This window comes from Microcoleus sp. CAWBG58 (assembly GCF_020883045.1).
Lineage (GTDB): Bacteria > Cyanobacteriota > Cyanobacteriia > Cyanobacteriales > Microcoleaceae > Microcoleus.
Genome location: NZ_JAHRFA010000038.1, coordinates 17,432 through 42,634 on the forward strand (window position 1 = coordinate 17,432; position 25,203 = coordinate 42,634).

General features: G+C 45.5%; 23 protein-coding genes and 1 tRNA gene. 6 read left to right on the plus strand and 18 right to left on the minus strand.

Annotation, left to right across the window (positions count from 1 at the left end; translation table 11 throughout):
- Window positions 1-191: 191 nt before the first annotated feature.
- A complete protein-coding gene (locus tag QZ918_RS17980; RefSeq protein WP_293337290.1) occupies window positions 192-818 on the plus strand; it encodes a hypothetical protein in 627 nt (208 codons plus the stop codon).
- Between the two features lie 122 nt (window positions 819-940).
- Here the strand turns inward: QZ918_RS17980 and QZ918_RS17985 are convergent.
- The 5 genes from QZ918_RS17985 to QZ918_RS18005 all read right to left on the minus strand — a co-directional run bounded on the left by QZ918_RS17985 (window position 941) and on the right by QZ918_RS18005 (window position 3,002).
- Window positions 941-1,014: transfer RNA gene (locus tag QZ918_RS17985), tRNA-Pro, on the minus strand.
- 37 nt (window positions 1,015-1,051) lie between these two features.
- A complete protein-coding gene (locus tag QZ918_RS17990; RefSeq protein WP_293337292.1) occupies window positions 1,052-1,417 on the minus strand; it encodes a DUF1818 family protein in 366 nt (121 codons plus the stop codon).
- A gap of 129 nt (window positions 1,418-1,546) precedes the next feature.
- Window positions 1,547-1,681, minus strand: a complete 135-nt coding sequence (locus QZ918_RS17995; RefSeq protein WP_293337294.1) for a hypothetical protein — start codon at window positions 1,679-1,681, stop codon at window positions 1,547-1,549.
- Between the two features lie 39 nt (window positions 1,682-1,720).
- On the minus strand, window positions 1,721-2,365 hold the full coding sequence (locus QZ918_RS18000; RefSeq protein WP_293337296.1) for a hypothetical protein: 645 nt from the start codon (window positions 2,363-2,365) through the stop codon (window positions 1,721-1,723).
- A gap of 403 nt (window positions 2,366-2,768) precedes the next feature.
- The gene (locus QZ918_RS18005; protein WP_106148190.1) at window positions 2,769-3,002 is read right to left on the minus strand and encodes a DNA-directed RNA polymerase subunit omega; all 234 of its coding nucleotides are present in this window, start codon (window positions 3,000-3,002) and stop codon (window positions 2,769-2,771) included.
- A gap of 80 nt (window positions 3,003-3,082) precedes the next feature.
- Here QZ918_RS18005 and QZ918_RS18010 point away from each other — a divergent pair, with 80 nt between their 5' ends.
- Together QZ918_RS18010 and QZ918_RS18015 are read left to right on the plus strand one after the other, a co-directional pair.
- On the plus strand, window positions 3,083-3,775 hold the full coding sequence (locus QZ918_RS18010) for a GDSL-type esterase/lipase family protein (RefSeq protein ID WP_293337298.1): 693 nt from the start codon (window positions 3,083-3,085) through the stop codon (window positions 3,773-3,775).
- Window positions 3,776-4,444: 669 nt separating this feature from the next.
- Window positions 4,445-5,698 carry an S-layer homology domain-containing protein gene (locus QZ918_RS18015; protein WP_293337300.1) on the plus strand — a complete coding sequence of 418 codons (1,254 nt, stop codon included), beginning with the start codon at window positions 4,445-4,447 and terminating at the stop codon, window positions 5,696-5,698.
- A gap of 135 nt (window positions 5,699-5,833) precedes the next feature.
- On the opposite strand, the gene QZ918_RS18020 is transcribed toward QZ918_RS18015, so the two are convergent.
- The 8 genes from QZ918_RS18020 to QZ918_RS18055 all read right to left on the minus strand — a co-directional run bounded on the left by QZ918_RS18020 (window position 5,834) and on the right by QZ918_RS18055 (window position 13,481).
- Window positions 5,834-6,343 (minus strand): pentapeptide repeat-containing protein, encoded by a 510-nt coding sequence (locus tag QZ918_RS18020; RefSeq protein ID WP_293337302.1) that lies wholly within the window; start codon window positions 6,341-6,343, stop codon window positions 5,834-5,836.
- Window positions 6,344-6,469: 126 nt separating this feature from the next.
- Window positions 6,470-7,819 (minus strand): LCP family protein, encoded by a 1,350-nt coding sequence (locus QZ918_RS18025; protein WP_293337304.1) that lies wholly within the window; start codon window positions 7,817-7,819, stop codon window positions 6,470-6,472.
- An 18-nt stretch (window positions 7,820-7,837) separates the two neighbouring features.
- Window positions 7,838-8,182, minus strand: a complete 345-nt coding sequence (locus tag QZ918_RS18030) for a DUF6717 family protein (RefSeq protein ID WP_293337306.1) — start codon at window positions 8,180-8,182, stop codon at window positions 7,838-7,840.
- An 824-nt stretch (window positions 8,183-9,006) separates the two neighbouring features.
- Window positions 9,007-10,182 carry an aminotransferase class V-fold PLP-dependent enzyme gene (locus tag QZ918_RS18035; RefSeq protein ID WP_293337308.1) on the minus strand — a complete coding sequence of 392 codons (1,176 nt, stop codon included), beginning with the start codon at window positions 10,180-10,182 and terminating at the stop codon, window positions 9,007-9,009.
- A 120-nt stretch (window positions 10,183-10,302) separates the two neighbouring features.
- Window positions 10,303-10,908 (minus strand): molybdenum cofactor guanylyltransferase, encoded by a 606-nt coding sequence (locus tag QZ918_RS18040; protein ID WP_293337310.1) that lies wholly within the window; start codon window positions 10,906-10,908, stop codon window positions 10,303-10,305.
- Complete coding sequence (locus QZ918_RS18045; RefSeq protein WP_293337312.1) at window positions 10,901-11,041, minus strand: hypothetical protein; 141 nt, start codon at window positions 11,039-11,041, stop codon at window positions 10,901-10,903. Before QZ918_RS18045 ends, QZ918_RS18040 begins: the two co-directional genes overlap by 8 nt.
- Before the next feature lie 200 nt (window positions 11,042-11,241).
- A complete protein-coding gene (locus QZ918_RS18050) occupies window positions 11,242-12,306 on the minus strand; it encodes an anthranilate phosphoribosyltransferase family protein (RefSeq protein ID WP_293337314.1) in 1,065 nt (354 codons plus the stop codon).
- Window positions 12,307-12,491: 185 nt separating this feature from the next.
- Window positions 12,492-13,481, minus strand: coding sequence for a LysR family transcriptional regulator (locus QZ918_RS18055; RefSeq protein WP_293337316.1), 990 nt, complete (start codon window positions 13,479-13,481; stop codon window positions 12,492-12,494).
- 779 nt (window positions 13,482-14,260) lie between these two features.
- Between QZ918_RS18055 and QZ918_RS18060 the strand changes: the two genes are divergently transcribed.
- Together QZ918_RS18060 and QZ918_RS18065 are read left to right on the plus strand one after the other, a co-directional pair.
- Window positions 14,261-15,529, plus strand: coding sequence for an RNA-guided endonuclease InsQ/TnpB family protein (locus QZ918_RS18060; protein WP_293337318.1), 1,269 nt, complete (start codon window positions 14,261-14,263; stop codon window positions 15,527-15,529).
- 111 nt (window positions 15,530-15,640) lie between these two features.
- Complete coding sequence (locus tag QZ918_RS18065) at window positions 15,641-19,036, plus strand: sensor histidine kinase (protein ID WP_293337320.1); 3,396 nt, start codon at window positions 15,641-15,643, stop codon at window positions 19,034-19,036.
- 252 nt (window positions 19,037-19,288) lie between these two features.
- Here the strand turns inward: QZ918_RS18065 and QZ918_RS18070 are convergent, their stop codons facing one another.
- Window positions 19,289-20,683 carry a HEAT repeat domain-containing protein gene (locus QZ918_RS18070; RefSeq protein ID WP_293337322.1) on the minus strand — a complete coding sequence of 465 codons (1,395 nt, stop codon included), beginning with the start codon at window positions 20,681-20,683 and terminating at the stop codon, window positions 19,289-19,291.
- Between the two features lie 445 nt (window positions 20,684-21,128).
- Here QZ918_RS18070 and QZ918_RS18075 point away from each other — a divergent pair, with 445 nt between their 5' ends.
- Window positions 21,129-21,998 (plus strand): lipid kinase, encoded by an 870-nt coding sequence (locus QZ918_RS18075; RefSeq protein ID WP_293337324.1) that lies wholly within the window; start codon window positions 21,129-21,131, stop codon window positions 21,996-21,998.
- Window positions 21,999-22,412: 414 nt separating this feature from the next.
- Here the strand turns inward: QZ918_RS18075 and QZ918_RS18080 are convergent, their stop codons facing one another.
- The 4 genes from QZ918_RS18080 to QZ918_RS18095 form a co-directional block, all read right to left on the minus strand.
- Entirely contained in the window at window positions 22,413-23,978 is a 1,566-nt protein-coding gene (locus tag QZ918_RS18080) for an FAD-dependent monooxygenase family protein (RefSeq protein WP_293337326.1), read from the minus strand.
- Window positions 23,979-24,044: 66 nt separating this feature from the next.
- Window positions 24,045-24,269 (minus strand): hypothetical protein, encoded by a 225-nt coding sequence (locus QZ918_RS18085; RefSeq protein WP_293337328.1) that lies wholly within the window; start codon window positions 24,267-24,269, stop codon window positions 24,045-24,047.
- Between the two features lie 116 nt (window positions 24,270-24,385).
- Window positions 24,386-24,658: a DUF1830 domain-containing protein gene (locus QZ918_RS18090; RefSeq protein ID WP_293337330.1), complete on the minus strand. Its 273-nt coding sequence runs from the start codon at window positions 24,656-24,658 to the stop codon at window positions 24,386-24,388.
- A gap of 128 nt (window positions 24,659-24,786) precedes the next feature.
- Window positions 24,787-25,047, minus strand: coding sequence for a hypothetical protein (locus QZ918_RS18095; protein WP_293337332.1), 261 nt, complete (start codon window positions 25,045-25,047; stop codon window positions 24,787-24,789).
- Window positions 25,048-25,203 lie beyond the last annotated feature (156 nt).

Here is a 25,203-nt window from a genome sequence, read left to right on the forward strand (position 1 = left end):
CCGACACTACGATTATGCATTTCTTACTCCCTCCCCTTAGCAAGGGGAGGGCTGGGGTGGGGTAAAAAAATCACGACTCATGCAAGGATTGCTACATACATAGAAAATTATTTAGGAGCGCCATCTATGACATAGGTTTGTGTACAATCTAAAAAAACCTACGACAAAACTTGTGCATTCTATCAATTAAAATGAAACCAAAAACTTCTCAAGCTCCTATTGCCACTAAAATCAAGAAATGGGTTCAAACAGCCAAGGAAGCTGAAAAAACTCGGCTTGCTATTTCCATAACCAGGCTGACAAGTATCAAAAGTTTGTGTACCGAGCAAGTTGCTGCTGAAAAATTTGCGCTTTATATTGCGAAACGAGTGCAACAAGATATGAATCAGACTACTTGTCCCGAACACTACCCTGAAGAAGAATGGGAAGTGCACAAACAGGTAATAGCTGAAGGAATCGCCCAAATGGAATTTTACCTGGAAAATCCTAGTAATGAAGGCGAGCAATCTATCCGTAAGTTATTGAGAACAATTAATGGTTTACAAGGAGACGATCGCCGTAATGTTGCGTGGGGAACAGTACATTTTGTTCGCAGTGGAAATTTACTAAAATTAGACTATGCACTGCGTTGTTTTACAGACAACGATTTTCCTTATTGGATTTATAAACTAGCTAGGGAATATGTAGAACGTTATTCCCCGCAGTATAGTTCAGGTATAATTCCTGAATCTGTACCGATGTTGTTAGAAGTGGCAGAATTTTGGTGTCAGTATTATTTCTCTCAAAGTTTGAGCGAGAAATTTCCTGGTTTTGTCTAAAAGAGGATGCAGAGGATGACGTTTTGTACTCCACTGTCACGAACTCAGCAATATCAAGAGTCACCGCCCAAAACAACAAAACCTTCTCGTTTGAGAAGGTTTTATCACGATCTTTATCACAATCGGAGCGGCGGGATTTGAACCCACGACCCCTACTACCCCAAAGTAGTGCGCTACCAAGCTGCGCTACGCCCCGACAGCTTTAACAGCTTAGCATACAATCTCAGAAAAAGTCAAAAAACTTTTAAAACTTTGGTTGCCTGCACCAAACTAGGAACCGCAGCCGCCGCCCAAAAACCCTCGCACCTCCTACCAGCATTCAAGATCAACTGCACGCTGTAAGCTTCGGGATAGCCTTCTAACTGCACCCACAACAAGTCGCTTTCGGCTTCAATGGCGATTTTTTCCTCGTCCATGAGCTCGGAGGCCATTTGACTCATTGTGGCGGCTAATTGTCCCAACAATCGGCAAAAATCGTTTAACTCAGCCTCCGTAAGTTCGATCGCCCAACCGTCCCCAGCCACCAAACCCTGAAACTCTTCTGCGTTTGGGTTCCATCCCAAACGCCAGCCAACACCCGTCTTAATTACACGTTCCATTGTTGAGAGATTTTAGATTTTGGATTTTGGATTTTAGGACTTATATCATGTCCGGTCGATTACCATAACAACAACCGATCGCGCGTGCGCCCTCCCATTCCGCAGCCGGATAGCGGACTGAAGTCCGTACTACAAACCGATCGCGCGTGCGCCCTCCCATTCCGCAGCCGGATAGCGGACTGAAGTCCGTACTACAAACCAATCGCGCGTGCGCCCTCCCATTCCGCAGCCGGATAGCGGACTGAAGTCCGTACTACAAACCAATCTGCGAGATTTAAGCTAAATTTGATATTCAATAAAATCTTAAGGTGCGAGCAATTTTGCATCTCCCGGCTGCGGCTGCGGTATTTCCGGGGAAGTCTCGCGCCCTTTTGGTGTTTCGCCCGCCGCCGGTGTGCGCGATGGCCCCGAATTTTCGGTAAAAACATCAACCAAAGCTTGAACCAAAGCATCCCGCTGTTTTCTATTTAAACTTTGAATGGCAGCGCGATCGCGTTCCATCGGATTTTCTCGCAAAACATCTTTTCCCGGATACACGCCTTCGACTAAATAATCGGGAGTCGCCCCCAGATAGTCAGCTAAACTCAACTTCCAATCAAAACGGTAATTCGGCGGCCTTCCTTTGACAAATACGTGATATCTAATCAAACGCCCGACTAAAGTATTGTTGGGATCGACTTTTCCAGTTTCCTTAGAAATGTAGTTATTCTCGATCGGCAAATCAGGCAATTTTTCATACACCAATTTCCACGCATCTTGCGCCCTCAATTGCTGTGGCGCCGATTGTTGAGCAACCAGTTCTCTAGACCCCGAACCGCCCAGCAGCGAAGGTTCCAAAGCCGACACACTTAATTTGCCCGATTCCAATACCCCACTCAAAAGCGTAAAAATCGCCACACTCAAAGTAACTAATAGAAAACTGAAGCCCAGCTTGAATTTCTCGATCATAGTTTTGACAATAATTTCAATTTAAAAATAGAATAATTCCCTAAACTCACCTACCAGCCGATATCCTAATTTCTGATTTGAGGACTTTCCGAAAATCAACCCGATTGGGTTCATCGCGATTTGGTAAAGATAGTTTTTTAGGAGTGCGAGGCGGACACTCCCTTGTCTATATATTTCTAGCTCTCTTCGGTAGATATAGCAGTCATTGCATGAGTCGTAAAGTTTTTTACCCCACCCCAACCCTCCCCTTATTAAGGGGAGGGAGTAAGAAATTCACAAATTATTTAGGATTGCTATACAATCCACAGGATTTTTTTGTCAGTTGCGCCAGTGTAGTTGAAGAAAGTTTTGAGTTTTGAATTAACAAAAATTGTTGAAATTCACCACTCAAAACTCCCCAAGTCTAGATATCCCCGATAATTTCCGGCTGAGTGAGTTCGTCCGACATCTCAAATATCGCCCGCATCACAGGCTTCATCATTTGAGTGTCGTCCATATTCTCGAAATCTTCATAGCGACGGCGTTTGGCGCGGTTCGCCACTTGCACCGTAATCCGATAGCGATTGGATGCAGCACCGATCAACTCTTCTGCCCGACGGGTTAGCTGAGTTGAATCGAAGGTTGGACGCTTGACCATGAGATTACCTACTTTATCTAATGTTACATTCTAGTTTAGTATGTCCAGATTGAAAAAATATTAACTGAGTATCATTGCTTATGCAGGCAGCAACAGCCTATTCGTTTGGTAACTTGCATCGGGTAAATTCTCATCCTCTTAAGTTGGTTGCTTTCGGCGACAGCTTAATCTACGGTTTCGGCGACGGTGTAGGCGGGGGTTGGGTGGAAAGATTGCGGCGCCAGTGGATGTCACCGGAGAGTGCAGGACACGTTTTATACAATTTGGGCGTTCGGGGCGATCGCACCTATCAAGTCGCCCAGCGCCTCGAAAACGAGTTTAAACACCGCGGCGAGCTCAGAAACCGCGTCCCGGATGCCATCATACTGTCCGTCGGCCTCAACGATACGGCGAGAGTGCAATCGCCGACGGGCCGCAGCTATACTGATTTTGAACATTTTAAAGCTGTTTTGGATAATTTGTTAAACATATCGCAACAACTTTGTCCGGTGATATTTGTTGGGATGGTGCCGGTGGATGAAAGTAAAATGCCTTTTCAAGATTGCTTGTACTACAATCACGCCGATCAGTATCGTTATAAAGAAGCCACGAAGTTAGCTTGTTTGGAACGGGGAATTCCCTATTTAGATATTTTTGATAAATGGATCGATCGCGGTAATATTTGGTGGCGTTCTTGTCTGACTTCGGACGGTCTCCATCCCAATGCAGCCGGTTATCAATGTTTATTTGAAGATGTGACAAGTTGGGAACCGCTACTCGCTATTAGTCGTTAGTCTAGGTACGTTGTTGCGCTTTAGCGCTGTTTTTTATATTTCAAAAGAGCGCTTAAGCGTAACTACATACCTTTATCTAGGTACGTTGTTGCGCTTAAGCGCTCTTTCCGATATCCCATTTAAAGATGTGACAATTTTAGTCATTAATCTAGGTACGTTGTTGCGCTTAAGCGCTTTTTCTTATATTTCAAAAGAGCGCTGAAGCGCAACTACATACCTTTATCTAGGTACGTTGTTGCGCTTAAGCGCTCTTTTCGATCCCATTTAAAGATGTGACAATTTGCGAATGGTTACTCACTATTAGTCGTTAGTCTAGGTAAGTTTTTGCGATGCAAGCGCTCTTTCCCATATCCCAAAAGAGCGCTGAAGCGCAACTACATACCTTAGAGAGCGCTGAAGCGCAACTACATACCTTTGTTCCGGGTAGATAAGGAAGATAAGCAACATAAGGATTTTAAGGAATTTAAGCATTTTAAAATCGACGAGCCAGCAGAAAAATATTTATTTTAAAAGACCGTATCTTCCCCTCGCTAGAAATAAAAGCATTTAATAATGATGACATCACTGAGCACTCATAGCAAGCTAGGCAAGCATCAATTAAGGATAAATAGCCGGACAAAGGCTTGCTTTTTTCTCAATAAAAAACTTGTGTAAATTGGAGAATCTAAAATGTCTGTATTTCAACGCATTAAATTCGGCACATCTGTTTTATTAGCCTTGGGAACTGTTTCTGGATCCGCAGCGCCGATGCTTGCTCCCGCACCTGCTTTTGCTCAGACAGCTTTTTCGGATGTTAGTAATAACTATTGGGCAAAAGACTTTATTCAAGATTTGTCGGAAAGAGGAATTATTAAAGGATTTCCCGATCGCACTTTTCGCCCGGATGCACTGGTAACGCGGGCAGAATTCGCAGCCATGATCCGTTCTGTGAGAAAGGCGAAAACTCGCGCTGCTATAGGTTTTGTCGATGTTCCGTCTAATTTTTGGGCGCGGGGGGCGATCGCCGAAGCCTATGAAATGGGATGGATGTCTGGCTATCCCGGCAATGTTTTTAGGCCATCACAGCAGATTCCTCGCGTTCAAGTTGTAGTTGCTTTAAATAATGGACTGGGTTATGAGCCTACTTGCAATTTTCAAGATGTTCTCAGCTACTATAATGATGCGGGTGAAATTCAAAGTTATGCTGTGAAAAGTGTGGCTGCTGCTACTGAAAAACAGTTGGTTGTTAGCTATCCCAATCCTAAATCTCTGAAACCAAACCAGTCAGCGACGCGGGCGGAAGTAGCTGCTTTTATCTATCAAACATTAGTCAGTACCAATCAAGCAAGAGCAATTAATTCTCCTTACATTGCTAAGGTTGATATTGGTCAAAATGTGGCTGTGAAAATTCCCAGCGGGGTGACTATTCCCATTGAGTACGCCAAAGGCAAGATTTTGCTCGCCCCCAATGACAAGTCTCCGATTACGCTGACTGTGGCTGAGGATGTTGCAGGTAATAATGGCAAAGTGCTGATACCCGAGGGATCGAAAATTAGTGGCGAATTGCGATCGACTGCTGAGGGCGTTCAGTTTGTGGCACAAGAATTGAGTATCATCAACGGTAGCAGAGTGCCTTTGAATGCTACTTCGCAGGTGATTACTCGGAAAGAAAGTGTGACTAAGGGCGTGAATGTTGGTAATCTGATTAAGAACACGGCTTTGGGTGCAGCAGCAGCGGCCGCGATCGCGGGTGTTACGGGCGATCGGGCGATCGCAACTGAAGAGGTACTCGGCGGCGCAGGAGTCGGGACTTTGGTTGGGGTATTTTTAGGTAGAGATAAAGTCGATTTGTATGCTGTTAATCCTGACACTGATTTAGATTTGTTGGTGAATTCTGACTTGGTATTGGGTACTGCAAATACAGGCATTTGTCGCGCTCGGTAGAAGCAATTTCGGCAGCGGATGTAGCAGATATCAGTGATGCTGACTTAACAAGGTTCGTAGTGCGGACTTTAGTCCGCATTATGCGGACTAAAGTCCGCACTACGAACCCATTTTATTCAGTCTTATTTAAAACTTCTACAAACATCCCAGGCTTTCTCGCGTAGAAACTCCCGTCACGGGATTGACACCATCGGCTTTTTCGCACATCATTGTTACTTGATAAGCATCGATAATTGCGTCAGTAAAATCAGCCCCGGAAATGGCAGCATCAAAAAAACGACTGCGAGTCATAATTGCTTCGGTGAAATTAGCATTCGTCAAATCAGCGCCATCAAATGTAATTCTATCGGCTAAAGCACCGGTGAGATTTGCACCTGACAAGTTGGCTTTCCACAAAACTCCCTTAGTCAAAATCGCATTGGTTAAATCAGCACCTTGAAAGTTAGTTCCCCGCATCTCGGCGGCGACGAATGTTCCCCCGGCTAAGTCAGAATTGGAGAAATCGCGATCGGACAAGTTAATATTTGTATAATTAATATTGGTTTTTGGTAGCGCAAATGCCGGAGTAGCACTCAGCATTACCCACCCAAAGGCTAAGACTACACTTATAATTAGGCTCAAGACTATTCGGAATACATTTTTCATGATGATGGAAATAAGGAGTGGGGAATGGGACATTGAGCACTGGAAGCAATCAATAACAACTAATAACTAATGACTAATGACTAATGACTAATGACTAATGACTAATGACTAATGACTAATGACTAATTAAAATCGCTTTACCAAATCTTCGCCGACGCGAAGTGTCAAGTCAGATCCAATTTCACCAGTAGAAGATGCTTCTATTTTACCGTAGCCTAAAGTTTTTTGCAGAAGATTTGCTGCTTCTAAATCGCCTTGCTGTACAATAATTTGACTTTGACGTTGTTTGTCGGGCCAATCCTTGACTACAGATACGTTAGAAAAGCCCTTTTTTCTGAGAAATTCAGCGACGGTTTTGGCGGTTTTTGGGTTGCTACAAGCATTTTGGATGGCGATTTTGAGGCTGCTGGGTGAAACTTGCTGGCTGGGATTGGCGGTTCGCCCTTGGGCAAAATCCGCTCCGCCTTGTTTGAAATATTGTGTCATAATTCGATCGCGCCCAGCAACATCGACAATCCAATAACTCCTCAAATCCCCTTGTGATGAGCTAGAGCGTCCCGGCAACATCACCATTTTAAAATTATCTCGCTCCAATTGCAAACCGAAATTGGCGATCGTCAATATTTCCTCAAAATTTAGGTTTGTATCTACATATTTTTGCATCAATCGCAGAATTTGTGGCAATCGCACCAATACTGATGGGCTGGTGAGGCGGTTGCGAATAGCTTGAATTAAAGATTGCTGTCGCCCAATTCGCCCGATATCTCCCAAACCGTCGTTGCGAAATCGAGCCAATTGTTCTGCTTGTTCTCCGTTGAGATTTTGCCATCCCTGTGCTAAATTTATGCTTAACTTTTGGGCTTTATCTGTATAGGACATCGCCCGAGGTACAAATACCTCAACTCCGCCCAACATATCGACTAATTCCCGAAACGCACCGCTGCTGACTCGAACGTATCTGTCAATTGTCGCATTGTTGGCGATCGCGCTCACCAATCGCGCCGCCAAAACTGCTCCTCCTCTAGCATTTGCTTCGTTTATTTTGCTGAAGGGAATCCCGGGAATTTCGACTTTTGTATCTCGCGGAATTGAAAGCAAATTAATAGATTTATCTCTAGGATCCAGGTGGAATAAAAGTATTGTATCGCTGCGGCCGTTAAAAATCTTGCGGGAATTGGGGGCAGCGTGCGGCACGCGGTCAACTCCTAGGATTAAGATATTAACAGGCCGCGAGAGGCGGTATCCAGAGCGGTTGGATGATATATAGTTAAAGCCTGTAGCGTCTAGGACTCTACTAATAATTGGGGGTTCCACGGGGGCTAAGAGGGCGGTAATTGCCCCAATTCCTGCGGAGATGGCTGCTGTGACAATTAGCACAAATAGTCCAAATATACATAGTGCTAATCTGAGCTTTTGTCTGGATTTGCGATCGGCTGGTTTAACAAAGTTTCTTTTAAAGATTGACAAGTTTTTCATTGACTTGCTTTATGATTATTACATTTTTTCAGCTTTGCAATAAAACTTGGGGGGTGCTTCGGGAAAGTATTTAAACAAAGCCGGGCACAGCCAGCCTTCCATATTTTTGGCTTCCCACCGATACCAGTTACCGCCGTATTCTGCTTTAAACCAGACCATTTCTGCTTGATATCCGGGAAATGGATTGGCTGAAAATAACATTCGGAAACCTCGATCGGCATTGGGAATGTCTGCGACAAGTACGTTAATCATTTCCGGGACGCCCTGAACAAATGGTTCTCGGACAAGTCCGGCTCGCTCGTCGTCAAAAACCCAGGTATACTGTTCGCGATAGGGGAAAATTACCATCATGGCATTTGACATCGTATTCTCCTCTTTTTATTTTGTTTTTTGGGGATATAGCGATTCTCAGAAAGATCGGGTACGTTGTTGGGCTTCAGCCCTCTTGGTTTAACTGGTTATATAAGCTGTCAGTCATACCTCATTTTTTTGAGAAAGGCTATAAATGCAAGTCTTGATACATTATATTCGGTGGGGCGGAAGTTGTGTACAATCCGATTAGAGCGCTATGTTTTAATACCAATTTAAAATAAATTGCTACAATTCTTAATATTGTGCCAATTATTAAAACTCGCTGTTCTGTGAGTTAGACGGCATTGCCGTATTCCTATAAATGCTCGCCTACTATTTATATTTCTCCAGTTTTGGCGGATTCGTATTAGTTGCTTAATTTTAGATAGTGAATATTTTAAATATAATTTTTTGCAATATTTATTTTGATATAGTGGCTCTCAGAAAGATAAGGTACGTTGTTGGGCTTCAGCCCTCTTACCGTAGATTATTTTGATATATAGCGGTTCTCAGAAAGATTCGCGGACGTTGTTGGGCTTCAGCCCTCTTACCGTAGATTATACAGCAATACGGTTCAGTTAAGAATAGTTAGGCTGTTAAAAGATGCTTGTATTTCCTGTAAATTCGTGAGATTAAAATCCTTTCAAAGCTTTAACCCAAGCGTATTGAGGTATATTCGGTAAAAGCAGTTGTTGCGTAACTTGTCATTCGTCACAAATTTTCGGAGGGCTGAAGCCCAACAACGTACCTTTCTTCGGAGGGCTGAAGCCCAACAACTTACCTTTTTTTTGAGGATTTCTCTAGTTAAGGGTTAGGTGTTTGGGGGAAACTTTTAGTCAACGTCCTGTTAGCTCAAATAGCGCTTTCGCTAAATATTCATACTGTGGCAAGGTATTGTAAAATTGAGCTGAAATCCTTACCAGCCGTTTGCTAGTATCCGGCCAAGGAATCACCGGTACTTCTATTTTAAAAATCTGCCAAAGCGCTTCTTGTAAGGGTGGAATTCCTCCATTTGTAGCTGCATCGGAGTTGGAATCTGCAAGGGGTACAACTGCCATAGATCCCACCATTTCATCGGGACAAGGCAGCGGCAAATCTAATTTATCTGCTAATATTTGTCTCCCAACCAATGCTAATTCATGATTCTTTGCCATCAATTCCGGCCAGCCGCCGCTCAACAAAGAACCCATGAAATCAATGGCTACAGGTACGCACAAATAGGGACTTGGATCGACTGTTCCCATCCAGTCAAATTCTAGTTGAAAGCGCGATTTGTCGGCGCGCGGTGAGTTGGCGCCGTGACTGATGGTAGTTGGCCGAATGTTATCTTGTTTGTCGCGCCGCACGTACAGAAAAGCTGCACCTTTCGGCGCGCAAAGCCATTTGTGGCAGTTTCCTGTGTAGTAAGCGGCGCCGATTTCTGCTAAATTTAGTGCTACCATTCCTGGCGCGTGAGCTCCGTCTACTAAGACATCCACGCCGCGATTAGCTAATTCGCCGACTAACTGTTTGATGGGAAAAATTAAACCTGTTTGGCTGACTATGTGGTCTAATAAGGCTAGTTTTGTTTGCGGGGAAACACATTTAATTATTGCTTCAATAATTTGTTCGGGCGATTCAATGGGAAATGGTATTTCTGCTACTATTACTTTGGCGCCTGTGCGCTCTGCGATAAAATCTAGTGTGTTGCGGCAGGCGTTGTATTCCTGATTTGTGGTTAGCAATTCGTCGCCGGGATTGAAAGAGAGCGATCGCAAAACGGCATTGACTCCAGTGGTAGCATTCGGCACAAAGGCTAGCTCTTCTTCGCCTGCACCGACAAAGGCGGCTAACTGATTTCTGGCATGATCCAACAGCGGCTCAAATTCCCGCATTAAAAAGCGCAATGGTTCTCTTTCGAGTTGTTCTCTAAAACTGGTTTGTGCTTCCAGTACGGGAATCGGACAGGCTCCAAAGGATCCGTGGTTGAGGAATGTGATTTCGCGATCGAGCAACCAATATTCGTTAATCATTAGTTATTAGTTATTAGTCATTAGTTATTGGTTATTGGTCATTAGTCATTAGTCATTAGTCATTAGTAACTCAACTATCAACTAAGAGGGCGGGCACGGGGGCACCGCCCCTACAGACTGTCAACCGTCAACGATTTTACCTTTTAATTGCTCAAACTCTTGTGATGTATTGCAATTTGATAACATTAGTGCTTCTGGTTCGCCTACGGGTAGAGGGATTGCTTGGATTTGATTTAACCACTCTTGAAATGAACTTCCCCCTTTGTCAATAAAACTTTGCAAGCTGGATAGAGATTGTTTGCGGTAAAAACCGCATAATGGCTCCCAGCGGGAATTTTGATAGGGGACAACTGCTAAGGTAGATGGGGGAAACTCTGTTAATTTACTCGCCCAATTATCAATGATTCGGGAATCTAATAAGGGCAAGTCGCAAGCTAACAGTAAAATCCAGTCGGCAGAAATGTCTGTCAGTCCTTGAGTCAATGCGACTAAGGGGCCGGAGCCCGGATTGTACTCTACCAGAAATTGGGATTTTTGGGTTGCGGTCGATCGATAGCGATCGGGCCAGGCTGTCAAAACATATACTTGTGGCGTTAAGGCTGCTGCAACCTCACACGCCCGCTGCAACAGGCTTTTACCCTCAATTTCTAGGAGAGCTTTATCCGTACCCATCCGCGAACCTCGACCGCCTGCGAGTACAATTACTGCTATTTTATGGTTAGTCATTGGTCAGTTGACAGTTGACAGTTGACAGTTGACAGTTGACAGTTGACAGTTGACAGTTGACAGTTGACAGTTGACAGTCAGATTTCATGGGTGCATCTGGCGCAAGGCAAATATGTTTGTAGGAGCGAAGCATGACCTCGGTCAATATGAGATTATAATTAATAACTTATATGCGGTCATGCTTCGCCCTCTTCAACAACCAGATGCACCCGATTTCATTAATCATTGGTGATTGGTGATTGGTCAGAAGTGGGAGGCTAAGAGTTGACGAACCTGATTCTCAATCTGCTCTATTTAGAGTAGACGATAGGTAGTAAACCTGATTGGTTATCCTCAATTCAAAGCACTGACTGCTTTGCTAACTTCCTCAAGTTTTTGCACTACTTGACCGCTACTTAATAAGGTTTCTGCCTCAATCAAACCAGAATCCATATCCCCACAAACACCACTGCGCCACAGATAAAATCCGCCGTTCCAGATAGCAGATTGCATCAGTTCTGAGGGTTTTCCTAACAAAATTTCCTGCATTTGTTTGAATAACTCAGATGCTGATTCAAAGGCGGGATTTGTACTGCTAAAACCGTAATCTCCGTGGGCTAAAAGCACTCGCTCGAACTCGGCGCCCGGTTTAGCAATGCCGATAATTGCAGTTCGATCGCGCGGCAAGTCGCAACTGCCCTCCAATCCTTTGACTGTGGTATAATTCTTGACTCCCCGCAACTCAAAGGCTGCTTGAAACATACCCTCTGTAGGCGGGTGCACGTAGCCTGAGATGACGTTAACGTCGCCGGCGCAGGGACACCACATCAATTCCATTGTCGAAAAAGGCGGCCGTTTGCCGATTTCGCGGCGGTAGGGCACTAAACTCGCGGCTTGAGGAAAATGCTTGGGAAGGTAAACAAAACCTAAACCGGTATTGTCAAAAACTTGCTGGACTTTTTCTAAACTAAGTTTTCTCCAGTCAACTCCCAAACCGCGCCAAATTTCGATTAGGGGAATGCCTTCTTTGGTTGGCATTGTCTCCCCTCCGTGCATGAGGGCTGGGACGCCAGCGGCGGCTAATATTAGGGCTGTTATTGGGCTAATTGGAGCGGTGCGCGATCGCCCGTCGTAGGCTACGCCAAACACGGCGACGCTAGAAACGGCAAATCCTTTTTCTCGGTTGGGAGGGGCAAGCATTGGCCCCAATTCTTCGTAAGCATCCAGCATTCCGGCTAATTCTTCGCCGGTGGGCCGTTTGATGCGATGGGAAATCATGAAAGCTCCGATTTGAGTCGGTGTTGCTTCTCCTAGCAGCATCATTCGCGTGGCTGCTGCTGATTGCGATCGAGTTAAGTTTTCTCCTGTGTGTATTCCGCTGCCAATTTTTCGCAGCAATTCTCTAAATGCGTCACTCATAATTATTGAAGTTGGGAAGTTGTCAGTTGTCAGTTGTCAGTTGTTAGTTGTTAGTTGTTAGTTGTTAGTTGTTAGTTGTTAGTCGTCATTGGTTGTTGGTTGTTGTTATTGGTTATTAGTAATTGGTGACGCCCTCAAATCTCAAATCTCAAATTTCAAATCTCAATTAGAAATAGATATTAATTTCAGGATTTTACTACTTTGATGACATCACGTGGTGGCACAAGTTCCCGTACTAGATTCCAGAAATGGGCGATCGGCGGAATTTGCATTCGATCGTGAGTTGTTACCAACACCACTTCGCGAGTCCAAGTCGGATCGATCGCCGATTGTCCGTTAGCGAAGCCCTCGAAGAGGATCGCCGAAACCTTGGAATTTGCGCTTTCTTGAGCGATCGAGCGAATTGCTAAAGTGCGATCGCCCTTAGCGTCTAGCAAAGCTGAATGCGGCAGCAAAGCAATCAATTCTCCCTGGCGCACCACGCCTCGAAAAGCATCGAGAGTGTTGAGTTCCAAAACAGCATGAAGTTTAGCACCGATGCGTCCGAATTGCTCTTGTACCATGCGCTGCATTCCGTACCCGTCCTTAAACACCACTTGCGGGTAACAAATCAATTCCGGCCAAGGTACTCGATCGTACTGGGCCAGGGGATGATTTGCTGCCATTAATACCTCGATCGGCTCATTGTAGAGCACCTCAACCAACATTTCCGGAGCTTGAGTAAAATAGCGGTTGTTCATCACCACTGCGATGTCCACCAAACCGTCTTTGAGAACTTTCAAAGCTCGATCGCTTCCCAGGGATGTCACGCGCAACTGCACCTCAGGATAGCTGCGACAAAACCTTTGCAGCACAGGCGGTAAATAAGCAGCGCAAACCGAGTGAATCGCAGCCACGCAAAGTTCCGGCTGCTTTCCCGCCAGCAAGTCTCCCAATTCTTCCGCAGCATTTCGCCAACTCTGACAGATTTTGCGAGCGTGAGGTAACAGGCGTTCCCCTCCCACTGTCAGCTTGGCGTGGGCGGTGCGGTGAAACAGCGACAAACCCACCTCCGCTTCAAGTCCCTGCACTTGACGGCTAATAGTCGATTGGGTAACGCCGCACTTCCGGGCTGCTTGCTGAAAGCTACCGGTTTCAGCAACTGAAAGAAATGCTTGAAGCTGCTCTAAGCGCATGGATGTTTAATTCGAGATGGTTTGAGAAATTTGACTGGGAGATCGTCAGAGACATTAGAGACATTAACCGATTGAGTAGAATAATTTAGTACAGCTTGATACAGGTGCAGATTAGTTTTGATTTCGGTGCCAGAGCCGGATGCTTGGCTCTACAAATTAATTTGCTCGGTTAGGATTTATTAGGCTAAATTAGACTTAGACTATTCCATTCTCCTCTATTGAATCCATTATATTATATGAACGGGCAATTTTATCAATCATAACGATTCTGTTGAGCAAAATTGAGCGATCGATGTTTTCAAGTTGGCAACTGACGATCGCAAATTAAATAATTTATATCTATTTGTGGGATGGGCGTCCCGCCCGTCCAGAAGAGACGGGCGGGACGCCCATCCCACAACAATTATCAAATTGTATGTAAGTTGTTTAATTCTCATTCCCAAACAGGTTTAATTGACTGTACAGTGATAGTGATTTGTTCGAGGAATTTAGTTATTTTTTTGATAACATTAAAAATTGCAAGCCAGCATTTTAGATCGTATGTTTTTCAAGATTATAGTATCTGACTCTCCTTATTACTGTCAACAAATGTCCAAATCTTGCCGCCCGGTAGAAACCTGCGATGAACTTTCATCCCCTGCCTAAAGTTATTGTTGTTTTCGGTTTTTTTGTGTATTGTAAAACTTCGTTGAGTTTATAAGAAATTATAAACAATGGTAGTATGATATTATCATGGTGGTCGAGTGAACTACACATAGGTTAAAAAATGGAAGCCTTAAATGCAGCTAACAGAAAGGCACATCATTAAATCGACGGAATATCGTTTCACAGAAATTGACACACTAGCTTTTAAATCAAAAAATCTCTACAATGCGGCCAACTACGTCATTCGTCAGAGTTTCATTTATGGATGGGGCTATGTCGGCTACAACGAAATGAATTGCTTGATGAAGTCCCACGAGGCATACAAAGCCCTGCCAGCTAAAGTAAGCCAGCAAATCTTGATGGTGTTAGACAAAAACTGGAAATCATTTTTTGAGGCTCTCAAGGCTTACAAAAAAGATTCCTCTAAATTTACTGGCCCTCCAAAACTGCCAAAGTACAAAGATAAAGTCAAAGGTCGAAATATCCTAGTTTATACAATTCAGGCGATTAGCAGCAAGCAACTGAAGAAAGGAATCATTAAGCTGTCAGGTACTGAGATTTTAATCAAAACCAAAGTAAATCCCGAACGAATCTGCCAAGTCAGACTGGTTCCCAAATGCGATGCTTATGTAATTGAGGTAATTTATGATGAACAGGAGCCCACCGCGAGTAATAGCAAGTTCGTAGCTAGTATCGATTTAGGACTGAATAATTTAGTGGCGCTAACTTCAAATCAACCGGGATTTATTCCTTTGTTGATTAACGGGCGACCATTGAAGTCAATTAACCAGTTCTACAATAAACGCTCATCGCGATTGCAGTCTCAATTGAAAGGTAGTCGCAAAACCTCATCACGCATTCAACGCTTAACCCGGTGTCGCAACCAAAAAGTCGATAATTACTTGCATCACACAAGTCGATTAATAGTCGAACTTTTGACAACTCATCAAATTGGGACGCTAGTAATTGGCAAAAATGCACAGTGGAAAACAGAAATTGACCTGGGAAAACGAACTAATCAAAACTTTGTCAGCATTCCTCACGCTCGACTAATTGAGATGTTGGAATACAAAGCTCGATTGGTGGGAATTAAGGTGATAGTGCAAGAAGAATCTTACACGTCTAAATCGAGCTTCTTGAATCTAGATCCAATTCCTGTGTACGGGTCTACTGGCGCTTTGGATGTCATATTTAGTGGCAGGCGAATCAAAAGAGGATTATACAGAACATTAGCCGGTCAATTAATTAACTCTGATGTGAACGGTTCTTACAACATCCTCAGAAAAGCAATCCCAAATGCGTTTAGCAATGGGATAGAGATCTGCGTAGTTGGGCCGAGGCGGGTTAATCCGCTCAAAGTAAAAGTGAAGGGGGAGGGATTTAACGCCTCCCATGTCATGTAATAAATGACTATACTTTTACCAGCTATAGACTAGGAATTAGCGGGTCAGCAACACAAGTGGAAGTACGATCGATCGCACAGGTAAGGCGAAATGCAGAATTTTGTTAAGATTATGTCATTTAACCACAATTTTATGCGCCAAGGTGGATGGGAAGAGTGGGAATCGCAGTTAGTGGGATTGCACGCGGTGAGCGATTTGTTAATTGCCTTGGCTTATTACTCAATTCCAGCGATGCTGATCTACTTTGCCACGAAGCAGCGGGACGTGCCTGCAAGCAAGGGTTTTATCCTATTGGGACTTGGGTTTTTCTGCGGTGGGACAACTCACCTGATGCAAGTTTCGATGCTGGTTCATCCCAGCTACGCGCTGTCAAGTTTGCTCGCCGCCGTTACCGCTGTCATTTCTGTGTGGGCTGTGTTGGAATTGATGCCCTCGCTTTTTCAAGTGTTGGCTGCGGGGCGGGCGACACAATTAGCAGCAAATACAGCGCTGGAAACTCAAAAGGCCGATCGACCGCAAGCTGGCTGTACCATTAAAAATCCCGTCCTATCCCCCAGCAGCGAACTCGGGCCGATTAACCAGCAATTGCTCCTAGAAATAGCACAGTCGGAGGGAACTCAACAACTCCTGCTGGAAATTGCCAACAAGCTGCAAGCAAGCGAAGAACGCTTTCGCGCTTTTCAGGAATTATCTCTAGACGGATTTAACGTGTTTCGCAGCATTCGAGACGGTTCCAAAATTGTCGATTTTGAATGGGAATACGTCAATCCCGCTGCTGCCAAAATTCAGCAAAGCACTCCGGGCGAAATGGTCGGAAAGCGATTGCTGCAAGTGCTGCCCGGTCATCAAGATAGCGGTTTGTTCGATAGTTACGTGCAAGTTGTAGAAACAGGAATTCCCCTCAATACTGAGATTTCTTACAACAGCGAAGGCATTGTCGGCTGGTTTCGGATTATGACCGTTAAATTGGGCGATGGTATGGCTATTTCTTTTAGCGATATTACTGACCGCAAGCAAGTAGAAGCATCCCTGGGCGACGCCCTGCAAAAACTCACTTCTCATTTTGAAAATACGCCCCTAGCTGTGATTGAGTGGGATGAAAATTTTCGCCTCAGTGGGTGGTCTCCGGCTGCTGAAAAGATTTTTGGGTGGAAGGCAACAGAAGTTTTAGGCAAGCATTTTAGCGAATGGAACTTTATTTTTGACGGCGATGTGAAAGATGTACAAGCGGCAATTGAGAGTTTGAAAAACCAACACGAACGGTGCAATGTCGTTCGCAACAGCAATTATGATAAGTCGGGTTCTTTGGTGCATTGCGAGTGGCACAATTCGGCTTTTTACAGCGATTCTGGACAGTTAATCTCGATGCTGTCTCTGGTTTTGGACGTGACGGAACGCTTTAAGTTTATGGAAGTGCTGCGACAGTCAGAAGAGCGGTTTCGGATTGCGGCAGAAAGTGCTAGCGATTTAATTTACGAATGGGATATCGAGACCGGTATCGTGCTGTGGTTTGGTCGTGTAGATGAAATTTTGGGGTACAAAAAAGGCAGATTTCCGAGGACGAGAGCAGCTTGGAACAGTATTTTAAATTCGGAAGACCGATCGCGAATCGAGGCCGCAGTCGATCGATATTTGAGCGCGCCAGACAATTGGACTGCCCCATTTTTGCAGGAATACCGCGTGCAATGCTCCGGTGGTGGCTTGCTCCACTGGATCGATCGGGGCAAAGTAGTTGTTGACAAACAAGGCCATCCGTGGAAATGGATCGGCGTCATTAGCGACATCAGCGATCGCAAAGAGGCCGAAGAACAGCGAAATCAGGCTTGGGCGCGGGAACAAACCGCCCGTCGCGCAGCCGAAGCTAGCGAACATTTGTACCGCATCCTCGCAGAAACTATCCCCCAAATAGTTTGGACTGCTTGGCCTGACGGCTGGATCGACTACTACAACCAACGCTGGTTTGAATACACCGGTTTGACCCTAGAAAAAACTCAAGGCTGGGGGTGGCAGCCAGTGGTACATCCAGATGACTTGGAAAATTGCCTGGAACGCTGGAATGAGTCGGTGCAGATGGGGGAGACCTACGAGGTGGAATACCGCTTGAAACGGGCATCTGACGGGGTTTACCGCTGGCATCTGGGTCGCGCCATGCCAGTACGGGACGCTGGCGGAAACATCCTCAAGTGGTTCGGGACTTCTACTGATATTGACGATCGCCAGCGATCGGCCGCCACAGCGGATTTGCGCGCCCGAGCTTTGGCTGTCCTCTCATCGGCTTCTTTGAATTACCAACAGGCGCTGCAAGATTTGGCAGATTTAGCAGTACCGGGGCTGGGGGATTGGTGCTGCGTGCATTTAATCGAGGCCGACGGCTCGATCGGCTTGCAAGCAGTTGCTCACTCAGATCCGAGCAAAGTCGCTCTGTTGTGGCAAATCAATCGCCGTTTGCCGGTAGACCCCCAGGGACGCCACGGAGTAGCAAAGGTGCTGCGGACTGGAGAATCGAAGCTCTACCCAGAAATACCGCATTGGGCGATCGAGGCGGTGCTGTCGGACAACGAACTGTTGGAAGTGCTGTGCTACCAGAACCCGCTGTCGGCAATCTGCGTGCCGCTGATCGCTCGCGGGCGGACGCTGGGAGCGATTTCGTTGCTGTGCGGAGAGTCCGGCCGCCGCTGTTGCGAGGGCGATTTGATTTTGCTCTCGGATTTGGCGCGGGATGCGGCGGTGGCGATCGATAATGCGCGGCTTTACCGGGAAGCCGCGGAGGCCAACCGGATTAAAGACGAGTTTTTGGCAACGCTTTCTCACGAGTTGCGGACGCCTCTGAATGCAGTTGTCGGCTGGGCCCAGATACTGCGACAGCGCAAGTTGAGTGCCGAAAAAACGGCTGTGGGTTTGGAGACGATCGAGCGAAACGGGCGGTTGCAGACTCAGATGATTGAGGATTTGCTGGACGTTTCCCGGATTGTGAGTGGCAAAGTGTGTTTGAAGCTGCGCCCCGTGGATTTGGTGCCGATTGTAGAAACCGCAGTCAAAGCGCTCGCCCCTGATGCTGAAGCTCGGGGAGTTGAATTGGCGACTTTTTATGGCGAAGGGGTGAGCTTGGTGAGGGGCGATGCTACTCGTTTGCAGCAGGTTGTGTGGAATTTGGTCTCGAATGCCATTAAGTTTACGCCACCGTCCGGTAGCGTGGAAATCAGGCTCTCGTTTGAGGGGGAACCGCGATCGGCTCCTAGTGCGATGTTGTCTCCGTCTCCGGTTCGCTCTGTGACGATCGCCGTTACCGATACAGGAATTGGCATCAGCAAGGAGTTTTTGCCCTTTGTGTTCGATCGCTTCCGCCAAGCTGACAGCAGTTCTACACGCAATTACGGCGGGCTGGGACTCGGATTGGCGATCGTCCGCCATCTCGTGGAACTCCACGGCGGCACTGTCTGGGCCCAAAGTCCCGGCCTGGGACTCGGCTCGACTTTTGCGGTGCGATTGCCGATCGATCGCAGGTAAAGAAGACAGTTGACAGTTGACAGTTGACAGTTGACAGTTGACAGTTGACAGTTGAAACCGCGCTTACACAGACAAAACCTATGCCAAGTGGTTGAAGAGTTTTGTGAATTCCATTTGGCGTATGCTTCTTAGAATCGCAAATTAAATAATGTCCACAAGTGTGTGGGATGGGCGTCCTGCCCGTCTTTCTGGACGGGCGGGATGCCCATCCCACAAGAACCATAAAATTGTAAGTTATTTAATTCTCATTCCCTAATTCTCTTGCCATTCTTGCAGGGCGATCGCAATTCCCTGTTTTAATCTGGGTTCGAGACTTTCCTGCTCGACTAAACTTGCTAATTGCTGTCGAACCTCTCCCCCACCCAGCCGTTTGAGTGCTGATAAACTATGCAGTCTGACGCTGTTATCGGCATCTGCCAACAGTTGAACCAACACATCTAAAGCTCTGATATCTCCTAATTGTCCTAACGCTAAAGCCAAAGATTGTTTGATTTGGGAAGACTGCACAGCGGGATGATTGCTCGAGAGCAAATCGATCGCAATTTCAGCAGCTTTGGCTTTTAATTCCAGCTTTTCCACTCGCCCGAAAACAGTGACAATCTCTTGACAAACAGCAGGATTCATGTTTTCAATTAATCGGTGTTCGCCGACAATTGGAATTGCAGAATTACTTGTCAATGTCTCGCCTTCCAAATCAGCAGCCGATCGCCAGATCAGCGCTTTTTGCAAATATTCTAAACCGGCAGTGGTTTCGCTCCAGCCGAGGGCGCGCACAGTTTCGATTTGCAATTCAAGGGGAGTTGCGGGCGATCGCAGCAATTCAAATAAAGCCGCCGCCGCCGCATCGGTTTTCAGTCGCCCAATTGCGATCGCCGCTTCCTGACAAACTTCTAAACGGATATCCCAAAGCAAAGGTTTGAGCAACTTAACTAAATCTAATTCTGCATCTAAATAGGCGCGCACTCCCAAAGCCCGCACGGCTTCTTTTCTGACTGCTGTCGCCGGATCTTTGAGTGCACCTACCAGTATTGGCGGAATCCGAGAGTCGTGAAAACTACTCAACGCCTCAATAGCGCAAGCACGCACCGCAACTTGAGAATCTGTGACTACACTCAACAGCGGTGCGATAATTTCGGGGCGCCGAATTTGGGCGAGGGCTGCTGTAGCAAACTGTCGCGAGTCTGGTTGTTGCAGGAGATTTGTCAGGGATTCGATCGCACTCGTGCCGAAATTTCCTAGGGTTTCCGCCGCAATTTGGCTCAATTCTTCATCGGAATTTTCGATTAATTTGACTAAAGCTTCCATCACTTCCGGGCGATTTCCTTCGGGATAGCCAGGCTTCACGAAGTTTCCGAGGATGCGGGCGGCAAACCAGCGGGGCTCTGTATCTGCATCTTCGTCTTCGAGCACAGCGATTAAAGGTGCGATCGCGGCATTTCCCAGATTGGGCAATACTTTAGCAATTTCCCAGCGGTCTTGAAAATCCCCCCATTCTAAGGCTGCGATTGCTAAACTGACACCTTGTTCTAAAATATGTGCTTCCGGCTGCTGACTGCCGTTTGCTGTCACTTGCTGCAAGCATTCCACTAAAAGAGGCCAGTTTTGGCGATCGGCAGCAGCCTGCGCTTGTTCTAAAATATTCGACATGATTTTAATTTAGCTTCAAGAAGGTAGATGACAGCTAGCGCAGAATGCGAGAGACTTTTCAGCAATCTTTTGCTACAATTATCAATTATTTAAGATTAATGTCAATCCATCACCATAGGTATAATGTAATTAAAGCATTAAATTCATGCACTTAAGTCATTTATGCCAATCTTTTATGAGGCCCCGTAGAATTCAGATCGCCCTGGCACACCCCTTAATAAGGGGGGAATAAGATTCTTCTCAAAGTCCCCCTTATTAAGGGGGATTTAGGGGGATCGAGATATGTGCAACGACCCATTAAATTGGTATTACCTCTTAAATTCTTCATTTGAAAAACCCAAATCGCAGTCAATCGCAACTTTTAGACAACCAAGATAAAAACAACCACACCCAACCGTAACATAATTATTTTTCCCAATTTCCAATTCCCAATTCCCAATTCTCCATGAAAAAAGCTCTCCTTTTAGTAAACCAGCACTCCCGCAAAGGTAAAAACCTGTTATCTCAAGCCACTGTAAAATTACAAGCACTTGGTTTTGACTTAATTGTAGAATCAACAAATCGCGCCGATCAAATTTCCGACACAATTCGGCGCCACCAAAATCAAGTCGAATTAGTCATCGTCGGCGGAGGCGACGGCACACTCAACTGCGCCATAGAAGGTTTGATAGACACTAAATTACCCTTAGGTATTTTGCCCATGGGAACTGCCAACGATTTAGCCCGCACTCTGAAAATTCCTACAGATTTATCCGCAGCTTGTCAATTAATTGCCAGCGGCAAAGTTCGGCTCATAGACTTAGGTTGGGTGAACGGCCAGCATTTTTTTAATGTAGCGAGTTTAGGATTGAGCGTGCAAATTACCCAGCGCCTGACTAAAGACGCCAAGCAGCGCTGGGGAGTTTTAGCTTATGCTTTTACCGCTTTGCAAACAATTTGGGAATCGCGACCGTTTAGAGCGCAAATTAATGTCAACAACCAATGTTTTAATGTTAAAACTATTCAAATAGCCATTGGCAACGGCCGCTATTACGGCGGCGGCATGACAGTTGCCGAAGATGCCACCATCGACGACAGGCGGCTCGATTTGTATAGTTTGGAGACAAAACATAGGTGGGAAATCATTGCTTTACTGCCAGCGATGAGACAAGGAAATCATAACAGTTGGCCAAACGTTCGCGCCTTGCACGCTCAAGAATTTGAGATCAATACTAGCAAGCGCCGTCCGATTAATACCGACGGTGAAATTACCACTCAAACGCCTGCAATATTTCGAGTCATTCCCCAAGCTTTAGCAGTTATAGCGCCCGCATAACATTCACAACTGATATATCAGTACGGGCTCTCCGGCCCGTTCCACAAGAGATTAATTTAACTTCCAGGCTAAGTGTCCAGTAAAATCATGTCCGCTCGATTATCATAGTAAAAAAGGTTCGTAGTGAGGACTTTAGTCCTTGACAGAAGAAGGACTAAAGTCCTCACTACAAACCCAGTTTTATTGTCGTCAGACAAATTAGGTACGTAGTTGCGCTTAAGCGCTCTTTATAAGATTAGGAATGAAAATTTAATAAATTAAGCAACGTTTTTCTCTCAATTATTGCCCGGAAAGTCGGCGGATCTGAAGATGCCGAATTTATTTAAATTTCATTCCTTAGGAAACAGTGCAAAGCTGGCAACTACGTACCTTCGCGCAAAAGAAAGTGCTGATTGCGAATAAAAAAACTGAGAATCAATAATCCCCTCCAGCGCCGTATTTCCAAGCTTCAACCAATCGGTGAAAATAGTATTGCTGCTGGGTTCCTAAATTTTTCACCTGCGGTTCTACCGCTTTCCCTAAAGGCTGCAATCCCGTATACATTCCTAAATTCACATAATGAACCATCCAATCGAGCAAATTAGCTATCCCCACCTGCGGAATAATTTTCATCACTAATCCGGGATGGCTAATTGCTGTTTTAAACAAAGTTTGCGACAAAGCCGGAAACAGAACGATATCCTGAAGAAAAGGCTTGAGCACTGGTTCTCCCAATTCTTCCATTATCCCAAATACCGCAGCCAAAAGTTGATTGATTTGATTGGGGTCTATTTTCTGATTCATCGCAGCACTCATCGAACGCTGAAACAACCAAGTAACTGATAGATTTGGTTGATACGGTTGCAAAAGTGCGAGGGAATTTTTGTCTAGACTTTCGCTGGTTAAAGCTTCGTCAATTCCAAAAGTCAAGCGTTTGAGGTGGCGCACCATTGCGCCGAAACCGCCGAAGCTGAGGGGCGATTGGCTGCCACTGCTGTCTCCGACTGGAAGTATCCGATTCCAAGGCATTTTTAGAGGGCTTTGGCGGTAGCAGGGAAAGAATCCGTAGAGTGCTCTTTGGAATTTTAACTGTTCGAGTTCGACGTTTTGATATTCGGGAAGCAAGCGCAAATAGTCTTCAAATAATGTTTCTAAACTAAATCTTTCTGTGTCGGCGTCTATATAGGTAAATAAGTAAGTCGTGCGCCCGTCTCTGGCGGGAAATGCTTCCCAAAAATATTGGCACTGATTTTGCATGGGGGTGAAGGATGCAAAGATATCGCCAGTGTCATTTTTGGGGTATCCTTGGGCGCAACTGCCGACTACTAAACATACGGCGTCGGGTTTTTTGCCTTGTCTGGCTTGGCGGACAATGGGCGAAAAATGTCCCATTGCGTCTAATAATAATCTGGTTGTAAATGCAGTGTTGAGATTTGGTGAATCGGTATTTTCTGATTCTACTATAACTCCGTTGGGGTGAATTGTGGCTGTTTTAAATGGTGTATTTTCAAATAGTTTTCCTCCGGAATGGAGAAATTTCTGTTTGAGGGTTTCGAGGAGGTAAATAGGGTCGATGCCAATGTTGAGTACGTCGCGAACCCAGATGTCGGGGGTGTTGCTAAAGCTGATGCGGGCTGGGTTGTATTCGGTGGCAATTGCTTTGTCTATTTCTGCAACTGAAAGCAAGTTTAGTTCTAAGAATGTGTCTAATTCTTTGCGTGAAATGTTCCATTCTTGTTCGCGCCCTCGCAGGATGCCGCGTTCGAGTAAGGCTACTCGCCAACCGCGTACTGCTAAGGCTGTACCGATTAATATTCCTAGGGTTGCGCCGCTGATAACTATGTCGAAGTCGAGGGTTTCTAGGGGTTGTTGGCTGTGTTTGACGGTTGCCGGTGTTGGGGCGGTGTTTTGTTTGAGGTTTTCCCAGAGTCGATCGACCTTTCGCAGGCCTCCAAGGGCGTCTCCCGGCACTTGGGAGAGAATTTTTTCGGTGAGGGACATGGGATTTTAATATTTAAGAGCGGTTAATTTTATCAGTTAAATTCGCGATCGGGTAGGGTGCGTCAGCTAGGAAGATTTTGCTGGCAAACCAACAATCTCAGGCTGACGCACGCCGGGAATCATCTCATTTCTGGTGGATTGCCACGACAAAAACAGTTTGTAGTGCACTCTCCCATTCGGCAGGATTTTCGGACTGAAGTCCGTACTACGAACCAATATTAGTGCGGTTATCTCGATCGCACGCGACATCAATAATGGTGCGTCAGCCTCAGACTTTGGGTGGTGATTCAAAATTTCACACCTGACGCACCCTACGAAAAAATTTTAGTGTAGAGGTAGCTTTCCTTTGGTCAACTGTCAACTGTCAACTGTCAACTGTTTAAGCACCCTACGATTTGTTATGTGGTTTAATCAGGTGCGTTTAATTCTTCAACTCGCAGCCGATCGCACAAAATTCGCTCGCACACAATAGCACCCGTCTCGGCACTCCTGCAAACTTCTAACTGAGCTTCCGGGAGCGCTTCAAACAAAAAACGTTCTCCCGGAAACACCGTCCGCTCAAAATACCAATTCGGAATATTTGTAATCCGAGCAATTTGCATTTGGCTAGTAGTATTGAGATACCAACACAAAATACGCGCATCACGTTCCGAAATTACCTGAGTAAGTGTCATATTCATGTTTTTAACTTGTTTGTGAAATTGTGCAAGGTATCTGTCACCAGCCTCAGTCTAATATATATCCGCTCGCCTGTCAAAATCAAATTTTTCCCGACATTCTTTAGATTAATTAATAATTAATTAATAAATTAATAAATAAATGTCCCTGAGGAAATAGTGGCGCCTTCCACTTGTTCCCAAGAAGGTGCAAAAGGCGGCAGTGCTAAAGTGCAAGATTTCCATCCTCCTCGCACTGGTGCGCCTAACAATTGACAGTGACCCACGGCACCTCTTTGCATCTTGTAGTGACCGCAAAATTTACACTTAGAAGTTTGATTGCAGCCGCGATCGCTAATTGCCTGATTGGGATTGCTAGGAATATTGTGGCGTTCGAGAGTCAGGGTTTCCATCAAGATCTTTTTTAAATCGTCACTCTCAAGTATGACAGCCGGATTTCAGTCGCTGCGTCTATCTTAAGGCTTAGTTCGTTACTTAAGTTTTATTAAGGGATCGATATAAAACCTATTATTTTTGACCTTATAAACCCAGGGAGCAATTTAATTTTG